Source organism: Pseudoalteromonas luteoviolacea (genome assembly GCF_021654285.1).
Lineage (GTDB): Bacteria > Pseudomonadota > Gammaproteobacteria > Enterobacterales > Alteromonadaceae > Pseudoalteromonas > Pseudoalteromonas luteoviolacea_J.
Genome location: NZ_JAKFZS010000046.1, coordinates 1 through 14,659 on the forward strand (window position 1 = coordinate 1; position 14,659 = coordinate 14,659).

General features: G+C 43.5%; 2 protein-coding genes (1 of these 2 cut by a window edge). Both read left to right on the plus strand.

The window, feature by feature from the left end:
* A partial coding sequence (locus L1077_RS25520; protein WP_237139596.1) for a non-ribosomal peptide synthetase occupies nucleotides 1-3,360 on the plus strand: 3,360 nt, incomplete at its 5' end.
* A protein-coding gene (locus L1077_RS25525; RefSeq protein ID WP_237139597.1) for a non-ribosomal peptide synthase/polyketide synthase crosses the window boundary here: on the plus strand, nucleotides 3,357-14,659 show its 5' portion. It continues 4,684 nt past the right edge of the window; 11,303 of the gene's 15,987 nt are visible here — the first part of the coding sequence; it begins with the start codon at nucleotides 3,357-3,359; its stop codon lies beyond the right edge, outside the window. The genes L1077_RS25520 and L1077_RS25525, both read left to right, overlap by 4 nt.

Sequence of the window (14,659 nt, forward strand, 5' to 3'; positions counted from 1 at the left end):
TTGATTTCTGAAATACGTCGTACACTAAACGCAGAAATGACGGTTAAAGCTTTGTTTGAGTCTGCAACCATTGTGACCTTGGCTGAAGCCATTACACATTGTCGAAAAGTAATTCGGCCATCAATAGAGTGTTCGCGCCGAGACCCACATGGGGATACTCTATCGTTTGCACAACAGCGTTTATGGTTTATCAACCAGCTACAAAATGGTACGCCAGAATATAACATGCCCGCTGCATTCGAGGTGAAAGGAGCCTTTGATCTTGATGCTGCACAAAAAAGCTTATGGAGCATTATTGAACGTCACGAGATATTGCGTACAGTATATCGTGATATAGAAGGTGAAGCTCTACAGTTTATTCAACCTTTATCCGAGTTTGTATTGTCATATGATGATTTAACCGCTTTGAGTGAAGGTCAACAGAATACTCGACTAAAGGAATTACTGGATGAAGAAGCTTTACGCCCTTTCAACCTCAGTGAAGATCTCATGCTTCGAGGGCGCTTTGTAAAGTTAGCCGACGAAAAAGCAGCGTTACTGCTGAATATGCACCATATTGCATCAGATGGTTGGTCCATGGAGATACTGGTGCATGAATTTGTAACTATGTATCAAGGTCATATAACAAGAAAACCCGTCTACCTCGAACCTCTTCCGGTACAATATCTAGATTATGCGCAGTGGCAGCGCAATTGGTTGAAAGGCCAGATATTAGATGAGCAGCTAGCTTATTGGCAAAAGCAGTTGGCTGATGTGCCTGTTGAGCATGGCTTGCGTCTTGATAACCCTCGACCACAAACTAAAGGTTTTATTGGCGCATGCTATTCAGAAAGGTTAGGGGTAGAAGTGGCACAAGGGTTAGAGCAAGTAGCAGCCGCTTATCAATTGACACCTTTTATGTTGGTACACGCAGCCCTTGCGATGGTGCTTTCTCGCCACAGTAATCAAAACGATATTGTCATCGGGGTACCTGTTGCCAACCGGTTGCAGTCAGAGCTGACATCATTGATCGGTTTTTTTGTAAATACGTTAGTGCTTCGTGTTGATACTGCCATAGAGAACCTTAAGGACTACCTAAGCCATGTACGTGAGGTACACCTAGGCGCACAATCTCACCAAGACATTCCATTTGAACAGCTTGTGGAGTCGTTAAAAATACCCCGCAATACCTCTCATACACCGCTGTTTCAGATCATGCTTACAATGCAGTCTGATTTCAGGCTAACAAATGAATATCAGGAGCTGTCATTACCAAATATAACGTTATCACCGTTGTCTGGTGCACAAGTTACTTCCCTGTTTGATTTGGAATTAGGCATAAGATTTGACGATGATGGGCTGTTATTGAACTGGACGTGGGATACCGGGTTGTTCACTGAAGCACGAATTACTCAGCTTAATGAGCATATGGCCAGATTGCTAACGCTATTGGCAAATCTCCATGAAGAGGAAGTGTTCAAACCTTTGGATCTATTATCACCGGCAGAGCATCATTATTTACTGCACACGCTCAACAACAATGTTGTTGATTATCCCTCAGATAAATGCATTCACGAGCTGTTTGAACTACAAGTGAAGAGTAACCCAGAAGCCGTAGCTTTAGTTCATCAAAACGAAAGCCTCAGCTATGGTGAACTGAACCACAGAGCTAACCTTGTAGCCCGCTATTTAACAGCAGAAGTCACTGTTGGTCCTGATATTTTAGTTGGACTTTGTGTCGAACGAGGTATTGACATGGTGGTTGGTATGCTCGGCATTTTGAAAGCTGGCGCTGCATATGTGCCTTTGGATCCCTCATACCCAGACAGTCGTATTGAATATATAGTTAACGATGCGAATTTGAAAACCGTGTTAACCACTTCTTTGGTTGGAGATAGGCTTCCCAAAGGTGAGTATACAAGGGTATTGCTTGATAACCTGGCAGAAATGGATGAACAGCTTGATACAAGTTTGCACCAAGATGTTACAAGGGGAACAGCTAAAAGCCTTGCTTATGTTATTTACACTTCTGGTTCTACGGGACAACCAAAAGGAGTAATGATTGAACATGGTAATGCAGTAGCAATGTTGAGCTGGGCAGGGGAGGCGTTTAGTGCGCAAGAACTTCGTGCCGTTTTAGCAAGTACATCATTGAATTTTGACCTGTCGATTTTTGAGCTACTTGCACCGCTTTGTCACGGGGGAAGCTGTGTGATTGTGGAAGATGCTCTGGCTTTACAAACAGAAGCGCTTGATGTGTCTCTAATAAATACAGTGCCTTCAGCTATTAGCTCCTTGATGGAAAATAACGCCATACCAGCGAGTGTAGTTACCGTCAATTTGGCTGGAGAAAGCTTACCGATGGCTACCGTAAATGGGCTATTATCGAGCACAAGTTGTTCGCGAGTTTGCAACCTTTATGGCCCATCAGAAGATAGCACTTATTCAAGCATTGCATCCTTCAAAGAAATCCAAGAAAGTCCACCGCCCATCGGTCGGCCTATTAGCAATACACAGTTTTATGTATTGGATTCTAAACAACACCTGCTCCCACCAGGAGTTGCAGGAGAGTTATGTATTGGCGGTGCGGGTCTTGCTCGAGGGTATCTGAATCAGCCTGAACTTAGTAACGAACGGTTTATTTCTAATCCCTTTTACGATGCTAATTTACCCAATAGTTGCGAACGATTATACCGCACAGGTGACTTGGTTCGCTGGTTACCTAATGGCGAGCTAGCGTTTTTGGGACGGGCTGATAATCAGGTCAAAGTGCGAGGTTTCCGCATTGAACCTGGTGAAGTGGAGCATCATTTAAGTTCATGCGATGGTGCAGATAGCGCACTTGTTTTAGCTGTAGGAGACGATTTAGCACAGCAATTAGTTGGCTATGTACGACCTAGTACCCCTCAGGATGACGAAGCGTGGCTTACATCGTTAAAAGCTCAGCTTTCATTGCTATTACCCGCGCATATGGTGCCTTCGGTTCTGATCTCTGTGAAAGAGTGGCCGTTAAACCCGAATGGGAAAATAGATCGCAATGCCTTGCCATCGCTACAGGAACGTCAGCAGTTAGGAGAGCACCTTGCACCAGAGACAGAAACAGAGAAAGCCCTCATTGAAATCTGGGCAGCCCTTTTGAAATTGGACCCAGAGACGATCAGTATCACTGCGAACTTCTTTGAATTAGGAGGGAATTCGCTTATGGTGGTTAGACTTATCAATCGAATTAAACGCAAGTTTGCGATTAACCCAATTTTAGAAGACATGTATAACTTTCAGTCTATTCAGACACTGGGTATATACATAGAAGAATTAGAAGAGATTAAAAACTCTCATGAAGCAATGGAAGAAGAAAGTACTGAAGAAGGAGGTTGGCTGTGAGTGCAATTAAGGTTATTAAACTGGCTCAACAGAACGGTATTTATTTGTACGTAGAAAATGGTCGCCTTGGATTTAAAACTAAGCCTGGAGCCAAACTTACAGATGAACTAAAAAAGCAAATAACTGACAATAAGAAAGATGTTATCAGTTATTTGAGCAACACTGCTGCTGATGCTCTTATTGATACGATCAACCCGAGGAGTAATACCGCCGAACGTGAGCGTTTATCTTTTTCCCAACAACAGTTGTGGTTGATAGATAAAATTCAAGGCAGCAGTATTGAGTACAATGTACCCATTGTATTCAACGTATTTGGACATTTAAACCTGACTGTTCTAGAACAGACATTTTGTGAGATTGCGTCCCGTCATCATATTTTCAGAACCAACTATGTAGAAGTAGCTGGTGAAGCTTTTCAAATAGTCAAACAAAGCAATTTTGGTATCTCTGTTGACGTTGTCGATTTTTCTGAAATGGTAGGGAATGACGCTAAGTTGTCATTGTCTAAATTAGTGGAAGAAAAGGTAAAGGAACCTTTCAATCTGGCTAATGATGCCATGATCAAATGCTCTTTTATCAAACTTGACAAGGCATTCAAAGAAGATGGTGTTTTAATTGTTAATTTACATCACATTGCCTGTGACGGATGGTCAAAAAATCTTTTCATCAGCGAACTTGCAACCATATATAGCAAGCTTGAGCGAGGAGATAAGTTGGCGTTACCTGCATTACCAATACAGTATATCGATTACGCTGCGTGGCAAAGAGAAAAGCTACAGGGGCCAATACTTGAGCAGAAACTACAGTATTGGTTGGAAAACTTGCGTGATGCATCATCACTCAATTGTTTAACTCCTGATTTCCCAAGATTGAAAAATAGTGAGTCTAAAGGTAAGCGACATTATTCTGTTCTAGAAGCAGATAAAGTTCAGCGACTTGCTGAAGTATCTCAACGTAACAACATAACGACTTTTATGCTGGTACATGCCGCGTTTGCTCTCGTGTTGTCAAAGCATATGGGAACTTCGGATGTTGTTATCGGCACGCCATCGGCAAACCGTTTAAATTCTGAGCTTGAGAACTTAATTGGCTTCTTTGTTAACACTCTTGCACTGCGAGTAAATACGGACTGCGAAACGCTAGGTGAGTATTTATCTCATATAAGGAGTGTACATTTAGGAGCGCAATCTAATCAAGAAGTGCCATTTGAGCTGATAATTGAAAAACTAAGGTTTGATCGATTTGTTGAGCACTCGCCCTTAGTTCAAATACTAATTGCCTTCGAAGCGGATGTGCAAGTGGGAGCCGATACTCAATCTATTGCCTTGCCTGGTCTCGATCTAGTACCTTACACCAGTGAAGATGCCACTGTGATGTTCGATTTAAGATTGGACTGTAATATTGATAAAGGTGAATTGCAATTCAATTGGATATACAACAGTGAACTCTATGAACAAGAGCGTATTGCTCAACTAGCGACTCACCTGCACCAAGTATTGACTGGGATGACACAAATTCTTGAGCATTCTAGCTTGGACTCTATTCAGATGATACCCGATGAAGAGCGTCATCATCTGGTGAATCAAATAAATAACACAGCAACTCACTTTCCTATAACTCATTGTATTCACGATCAATTTGAACAGTGCGCTAAGGCTACTCCTGATGCTGTAGCTTTAATGTATGAAGGGCAAACTCTGAGTTATGCAGAGCTTAACTCAAGGGCAAATCGACTTGCGCGTTATTTAAGAGACGAACACCTTGTGGGCCCTGATACGTTGGTGGGGCTATGTCTAGAGCGCAGTTTTGAAATGGTGGTAGGGATTTTAGCTATCTTTAAGGCAGGAGGTGCGTATGTGCCTCTAGATCCAAACTATCCGGATGCTCGCCTAGAATATATGGTGTCTAATGCCAACATGCCTCTAGTTTTAAGTGTACAAGAGATGACGGCACGTTTACCGAAAGGTGAATATAAAAAGGTTTATCTTGATGAAAAAAAGACCATATTGGCTGTAAATGATCATAGTTCTACTTGTCTAAAACGCACAGTTACAGGTGTGACGGCTAACCATCTTGCTTATGTAATTTATACATCCGGTTCAACTGGACAACCAAAAGGCGTGATGGTCGAGCATCAAGCGTTGGTAAACCGCATTGATTGGATGGATAAGCAATACATTTGCTCGCCTCAAGATAAAGTTTTGCAAAAAACGCCGTTTAGCTTTGATGTATCTGTTTGGGAGTTTGTTTGGCCTTTGACCCGCGGAGCATGTTTGGTTTTAGCGAAGGCCGAAGGGCATAAAGATCCAGCGTATCTATGTGAGCTTATTCGCCAAACTGGCGTGACAAAGCTGCACTTCGTCCCTTCCATGCTTCACAGTATGTTGAACATCGGTGACTTAGAAAACTGTGCAAGCTTAGCTCAAATATTTTGTAGCGGTGAAGTGCTCTCCCCAGACCTAATAACCATGTATCGCAGCAAAGGGCTACAGGCTGAGCTGCATAACTTATATGGCCCGACTGAAGCTGCTATTGATGTCACTTTTTGGGATTGTGCGCAATATTCAAATACCATGACGAGTATCCCTATTGGTGCTCCTATCCAAAATACCCAGCTTTACGTATTGGATGAACATAGACATCTGTTACCCAAAGGCGTTGCTGGAGAGCTGTACATTGGTGGTGTAGGGTTAGCTCGTGGCTACGTGGAACAACCGGAATTAACAGCGTCTCGGTTCGTGAATAATCCATTTTACGATCCTAGTTCGTTTCAAAGTAGCGCTAATTTATATCGCACTGGCGATATTGTGCGCTGGTTACCAGATGGCAATTTGGCTTTTATGGGGCGCGTCGATGATCAAGTTAAAGTGCGTGGCTTTCGTATTGAGCTAGGCGAAATAGAATACCACTTATGCCAATGCGATGGGGTTGATAGTGCGCTGGTGTTAGCTTTAGGAGCCGGTGCAGAACAACAATTAGTTGCGTATGTACGGTTTACGTCTAGTCAAGGAAGTGTACAAAATGTCAAAGCGCAACTATCTGAGCTATTGCCTTCTCATATGGTGCCATCTGTACTGATGCCTTTGGAAGAATGGCCAGTTACCCCGAATGGCAAAATAGATCGCAAAGCTTTACCGTCTATAGATGGTCGACAGTTATCCGGTGAATTTGTACCTCCTACAACCAAGATGCAAAACATTCTGGTGGGAATTTGGGCATCCTTGCTTAAGTTAGAACCTGAATCTATTAGTATCGTTGCTAGTTTCTTTGAGCTTGGAGGTCATTCCTTGCTAGCTGTGCGTATGGTGTCAGAAATTCGCCGTGCCCTAAATGTCGAAGTGAGCGTAAAGGCCTTGTTTGAAGCACCAACGATTCAGGCGCTAGAAGAGGTAGTATCCACTAGTTCTGATTTTGTAAGACCCGATATAAAAGCAGCTGAGCGTGGAAAGCATGGGGATGAATTATCTTTTGCACAGCAGCGCCTGTGGTTTATCGACCAATTACAAGGGGAGAGCCCAGAGTACAACATGCCATTCGCTTTTTTATTGTCTGGCTACTTTGATATTACAGCTGCTTCTCAAAGCTTGACTGCAATTATCGCGAGGCACGAGATATTACGTACTGTTTATCAAGAGGTTGACGGACAGCCCTTACAGCATGTTCTTCCTTGCGTAGAATTCTCTCTGACTTACCACGATTTATCTTCAATATCTGAAGAAGAGCAAACAGCGGCCCTCAATACATTATTGATAGAAGAAGCAAAGCGTCCTTTTGACCTGTCTAAGGATTTGCTTCTGCGTTGCAGCTATGTGGCACTCGAAGAAGAAAAAGGAGTGCTGCTGTTTAACATGCATCATATTGCTTCGGATGGTTGGTCCATGGCATTGCTGACCAATGAGTTTACAAGCTTATATCGAGGTCATGTTACAGGTAACCCTGTGACTTTAAAAGCGTTGCCATTGCAGTATGCCGATTATGCCAAATGGCAGCGCAAGTTTTTACAGGGTGAGTTATTGGAGGCTCAGCTTAATTACTGGCGCCGGCAGCTTGAAGATGTACCTATTACTCATGGGCTTCGCCTCGATCATGCAAGACCCCAAATTAAAGGTTACGAAGGTGAACGCTTAGAAGGAAAACTGTCTAAAGAGGTTTCGCAAGGGCTTGAAAAACTAGCTTCAATCCATCAACTAACACCATTTATGTTGGTGCATAGTGCTTTGTCACTGGTACTTGCAAGGCATAGTAATAGTAGTGACATCGTGATCGGTACACCTGCTGCTAATCGCTTGCAATCGGAAGTAGAATCACTGATCGGCTTTTTTGTTAACACGTTAGTTTTAAGAGTGAATACGACAGCAAAAAGCTTATCACACTATTTAAAACATGTACGTGAAGTGCATTTAGGCGCTCAGTCTCATCAAGATGTGCCTTTTGAGCAATTGGTAGAACTTTTAAATATTCCCAGAAATACATCCCATACACCGTTGTTTCAAATTATGCTTACCACAGCTTCAGATTATGGCTTGGAGCATTCGGGTGAAGACTTAGCCTTACCTGAGCTGTCATTAACGGCTTTATCTAGTAATCAGTTCATCTCATTGTTTGACATTGAAGTGGATGTGCAATTTAACACAAAAGGTGTGCAACTTAATTGGACCTGGGATAAAAGACTATTTGAAGCAAGTCGTATTGCTGAACTGAATCAGCACTTACAAAACATTCTAACGAACCTTTCTCAAATAACACAGGATGCTTCTTTAAATGAATTAGATATGCTTTCTAATCAAGAGCGTCACTATTTGTTGCACTCTTTGAATGACACAGCTGCTGACTACGCCTCAGGTAAATGTGTGCATGAACTGTTCCAGCGACATGCTGAACTAAACCCTGATGCCATCGCTGTGGTATATGAAGAAGAAAGTCTTAGCTATGGAGAGTTGAATCGACGTAGTAATCAGCTGGCTCATTATATACGCAATAATTACTCTGCAGGCCCTGATGAATTGATTGGTATTTGTGTAGAGCGTGGCCTTGACATGATTGTAGGGGTTTTGGGAATAATGAAAGCGGGCAGTGCGTATGTACCCATGGACCCCAATTATCCTGATAGCCGTTTGGCTTATATGATGTCAGATGCCAATATGTCAGTGGTATTGACTACTTGCACCGTTGCTTCTTGTCTGCCTCAGGGTGATTATAGCAAGGTTATTTTGGATGATGTAAATATATTGACTTTGCTTGAAAAGCAAAGCGCTCTTCCCCCGATGAATACCACGTTGACTCCTGAACATTTGGCTTATGTGATTTATACCTCTGGTTCAACTGGACAACCTAAAGGAGTGATGATTCAACATGAATCTGTCGTTCAACGTTATTTTGGGTGGCAAGATGCATATCAATTGCTGAGCCAATCTAGGCGCCACTTACAAATGGCTGGGTTTGGTTTTGACGTGTTTAGTGGAGATTTTGTCAGAGCATTGTGTTCTGGAGGGGCTCTCGTAATTTGTCCTAGGCAGACCCTTGTAGAGCCGCAAAAACTCTATGAATTGATTGTTGAAAAGTGCATCAACATTGGTGAGTTTACACCAGCTATTTTCAGAACGCTATGCACCTATATCAAGTCTATTGATGCACCATTTCCTCCATTTAGCTACGCAATTGTTGGGTCTGACAGCTGGTCCCTTGCTGAACATCAGGAAACGTTAAATTTAATGCAAAAAGGGACTAAATTAGTTAATTCCTATGGAACAACTGAGTGTACCATTGACAGTTCATACTTCCTGAGTGATAAGGGCACTGACACAATTGAAGATGTCAGCAACATTGGCCGACCTTTTAATAATGTTTCGCTCTTTGTTCTAGACAAAGCGTTAAATCTATTACCTGCAGGTGTCACTGGAGAGTTGCACATCGGCGGTGCAGGCCTTGCACGTGGTTATCTGAATCAACCAGAGTTGACAGCGTCTCGGTTCATTGAAAATCCTTTTTATGATGCATCGTTAACACAAAGTAGCTCAAGACTTTATCGTACAGGTGATTTGGTGCGTTATCTCCCAGATGGTAATCTTGCCTTTATTGGTCGTGCTGATAGCCAGGTAAAAGTCAGGGGATTTCGCATAGAACCTGGTGAGGTGGAGCATCATTTGACTCGATGTGAAGGTGTGGGTAGTGCTTTAGTCATGGCTGTGGGCAATACATCGGCACAACAACTTGTAGCTTACGTCGTTCCTTCTTCTGATACATTAAAAAACAGTGATTGGTTACAGAAGGTTAAAAAATTACTTAGTGATAGAATTCCATTACACATGGTGCCATCAATCTGGATGCAAGTTGATGAATGGCCTTTAACACCAAATGGTAAAATAGACCGCAAAGCTTTGCCTTCTGTAAATAGTCGCCAGTTTGTAGGTGAATATGAGGCACCTGAGAGTCAAATTGAAAAAGCTTTAGTAGATATCTGGGCCGCACTTCTGAAAGTGGAGCCTGAAAGTGTCAGTACCACTGCGAATTTCTTTGAGTTGGGTGGCGATTCCATCATGTCCATTCAGGTGGTGACTCGAGGTCGTCAGGCTGGCTATCACTTTAGTGTTCGAGATCTGTTTGATACCCAAACTATTCGTGCTCTTGCGCCTCGCGTGAAACAACAGAGCAAGGTAGTGACAGAGCAAGGTGAGGTGAAGGGCGAGATACCACTGTTACCTATCCAGTCAGCCTTTTTTGCCAGCAATTTAACTGAACCACATCACTACAACCAAAGTGCTTTGTTAGAAACACCCATCAACCTGAATGCCTCCCATTGTCACACAGTAATGCGGGCATTATATCAACGCCATGATGCACTTCGGCTGCGGTTTTCTTTATCAAAGGGGCAATGGCAATCTCATTTTAAACCTTTTGATGATGAAATGTTACGTCAAAGTGTGGTGTTACACGATTTAAGTGCTTTGACTGGTGCCGCAAGAAAAGAAGCACTTGAAAGCGCTTGTCAGAAATACCAACGAAGCTTGAATTTTGTAACTGGACCTGTTTTTCGAATGGTGTATTTCCATTATGGAGATAGTGAAGCGGGGCGTTTGCTGTTTGTATGTCACCACCTGGTAGTAGATGGAGTATCTTGGCGTATTTTATTGCGTGATGTAGAGCTGGCGTACTCACAGTTATGTGAAGGTAAAAACGTAGAACTAGGACTGAAAACCAGTAGTGTCAAAGCGTGGTCTGAGGCGTTACGAGACTATGCAGGGTCAGAAGCTTTGCAAGCAGAAAGAGATTGGTGGGTATCTCATTTAAGTCCAGAAGTAGCAAGCCTACCCCGTTCAGGTGAGAGTGACTCACAAGAAGTGGGGCGTTGCAGTTTGGTTTTGGATGAAACGCAAACGACAACCTTATTGCAAACTTGCCAACGGCGTTTTAAAACGCGCATCAACGAACTACTGCTAGCGGGGTTATTGATAGCTTATCAGCGCTGGGGTGGTGGTACATGCTTGAGAGTCAATCTTGAAGGCCATGGCAGGGAAGCATTATTTGACACCTTAGACATAGGAGAAACGGTCGGTTGGTTTACGTCGGTGTATCCATTGATGCTATCGTGTTCTTCAGAGGATATTGAAGAGGTCTTGCGCACAGTAAAGCAAGTTTATCGTGAGCTACCACAGCGAGGTATCGGTTTTGGTATGTTGAAATACCTTACGCAAGATAGTGCGCTTTATGAGCTTGATGAAGCCAGCTTTAGCGAAGGTATTGTATTTAATTACCTAGGGCAGTTTGACAATACGTTTGATTCTGAGTCGGAATTCTTTGGTGCAGAGGAATTTCCAGGGGATGAACAAAGCGCTCTCAATGGGCCAGAACAGTTGTTAAGTATTAACGGCAGTGTCAGTGGCGGTCGGCTTGGCTTTGAGTTGAGCTATGCCAAATCGGCGTTCTCTAACGAACAGGCAGAAGCATTTGCGCAGGCTTATAAACAAAGTTTGGTAGAGCTTGTTGAAGCTGGTGCGACGCTATCAGGAGTGGGCGCTTTAGTACCGACAGACTTCCCGCATGCTAGCCTAGAAGCAGAGGAATTACGGTCACTAGAGACCACTCATTCAGATATATCACGACTTTATATAACTACACCAATGCAACGAGGAATGTTGTACCACGGCTTGCTGGATGGCACAGGTGAGTTGTATACCACGATTTCTCATTTTGATTTGGAAGGTGGGTTAGACATTGAGGTATTTCGCAAAGCATGGCAGACAGTTGTCAATCGCCATGACATTTTACGTACCAGTATTGTGGCGCTGGAAGCGAGCGTACCTCATCAATTGGTGCAAGAATCGGTGTCTTTACCGTTTAATGTGTTGGATTGGCAGGACAAAGCGACAGCCACACTGCCTGCGGCTTTAGAAGCACTGCGAGCAAGCGAAAAAGCACGAGGGTTTGATTTTGCAGTGGCGCCTTTGATGCGCTTGACGCTGGTATGTTTACCAGAGAAGCGTTATCACTTCATCTGGGCACATCATCATATTTTACTGGATGGTTGGTGTCAGCCAGTGCTGTTTAATGAAGTGGTGCAAGCATATCAGGCACTGTCCACAGGTGTAGAGTTGGTAGCGAACGCAGCTGCGCCTTATGAAGACTTCATTGCTTGGCTGGCGAGTCAGGACGAAAAGGCAGCGTTGAATTACTGGGCGGAGCATTTAGCAGGCTTTGATTCAGCAGTTTCTTTAACAGACTATCAAAATAATACGCCAGAGCGAGAAGGTTATGGCGAAATGCACCTGAGTTTGTCACAGGAAGAGAGTGATAAGCTGGTAGGGTTAGCTCGTCAAAGTCAGAGTACCATAAACGTGTTGTTGCAGTTTGCTTGGTCTTATTTATTGCATCGCTATACAGGTGAGTCTGATATTGTGTTCGGTGCGACGATATCGGGCCGCCCGGCGCATATCAATGGCATTGAAGAAATGGTGGGCCTATTTATAAACACCATTCCAGTGCGAATTCAGCTAGATAGTGGTCTGACACTTGGAGAGGTACTGGGCCGTATTCATCATGATAATATTGAACGAGAGCATCACGGCTACCTGAGCTTGGCAGAAATACAAGGGGTGAGTGATATAGCGCCTGGTAGTAGTTTATTTGAAACACTCTTGGTGTTTGAGAACTATCCCACTGAAGTGATATCAAGCAGCGGATCTCATCTACAGGGATTAGATAGTGATGCAAGTGACGAAGTCTATGTTCACGCATCAGATACAAGAGAATACACTAATTATCCATTGAGCATTGGTGCGTCATTTAATGGAATTTTAAACATAAAATTAGTATATCAAAAAGCACAATATAGCCATGATATGATGACTCGCATTCAGTCTCACCTCGCGAGTATACTAGTACAGTTATCTCAACTTAGTTGTGAACAACCTATCAACGCTCTGGAAATGTTGTCACAGAAAGAGCGCCATTATCTACTTAATACCCTCAATGACACAGCGGCTGACTACCAAAGCGATATCTGTATTCATGAATTATTTGAACAGCGAGCGTTGGCGAACCCAACTGATATGGCTTTGAAATATGAAGGAAAAAGCCTAAGTTACGCGGATCTAGATAAGCGTGCTAATCAGTTAGCTCACTATTTACGAGACACCCACTCTATCGGCCCAGATAGTTTAGTTGGCTTGTGCATAGAGCGTAGTTTTGAAATGGTAATTGGTATCCTAGCAACTTTGAAAGCTGGGGGGGCGTGGGTGCCTTTAGATCCAGGGTATCCAGACAGCCGACTAGAATACATGGTTAAAGATGCTCAGCTGAACGTCATATTGAGTACCCATGCAGTTGTTGCCCGATTACCGCAAGGGCATTATCAGTCAGTGCTCTTAGACGATGATAAAATACAGAAAATACTATGGCAGCAAAAAGATACTGTATTGCAGATAGGTGAAACAGGATTGACGCCAGAACACCTTGCCTATGTGATATATACCTCAGGTTCCACCGGCAAGCCTAAAGGAGTTATGGTATCTCATCGAGCTTTAGTAAACCGCATCGATTGGATGGACAAGCAGTATGGTTGTACCACTGAAGATCGTATTTTACAAAAAACTCCCTTTAGTTTTGACGTTTCAGTGTGGGAATTTATCTGGCCATTGAGCCGTGGTGCTGAGTTGGTACTAGCAAAAGCTGGGGGCCACAAAGACCCCGTGTACTTAAGTAAACTGATTCGTGATACAGGTGTAACTAAATTGCACTTTGTGCCTTCAATGTTGCACAGTATGCTAACTCTAGGTGATATGCAAAAATGTCCATCTCTAGCCCAAGTATTTTGTAGTGGTGAAGCGCTGCCACCTGAGCTGGTGACGCTATTTCAAAATAAAGGTATCAAAGCAGAGTTGCACAACTTATATGGCCCAACAGAAGCTGCAATAGATGTGACTTATTGGGACTGTGCTGGTTATGATGAAAATATGACCAGCATTCCTATTGGTCACCCCATTCAAAATACGCAGCTTTACGTGTTGGACGCCCAATTACAGTTACTACCTGCCGGTGCGCCAGGTGAACTTTACATCGGGGGCGAGGGTCTTGCTCGAGGTTATCTCAACAAACCAGAGCTATCTGCTACTCGATTTGTTAATAATCCTTTTTATGGTATGGAACCAACCGGCCAAAGCCCCAGAATTTATGCAACCGGAGATATAGTTCGCTGGTTACCGGACGGCAGCCTAGCCTATATTGGACGTGCCGATAACCAGGTTAAAATACGAGGCTTTCGTATCGAACCTGGAGAGGTTGAGTATCATTTGACACGGTGTGAAGGAGTGAACAGCGCTCTCGTTATGGCAGTAGGAGAAGCACCCTCGCAACAGCTTGTGGGTTACATTCTACCTGAATCGAAATCGCCGAATACTGATTGGGCGCATGGCGTGAAGCAACAACTTGCAGAGCAAGTACCAGCTCATATGGTGCCTTCTGTACTTATGTCAGTGGAAACCTGGCCATTGACTCCAAATGGAAAAATTGATCGTAAAGCATTGCCATCAGTTGACGGGCGCCAGATTAGTGGAGAATACGTGGCACCTCAAAACGACATGGAAAGGGAGCTTGTGAATATTTGGGCTGCCTTGCTCAAGCTTTCGCCTGATTCGGTTAGTACGACCGCCAACTTTTTTGAGTTGGGGGGCGACTCTATCATGTCGATACAAGTGGTAACGCGAAGTCGCCAAGCAGGATACCACTTCAGTGTTCGGGAATTGTTTAATGCTCGCACTATCCGAGATTTAATGCCACTTATTAAACGAGAGAGTAAAGTGGTAAT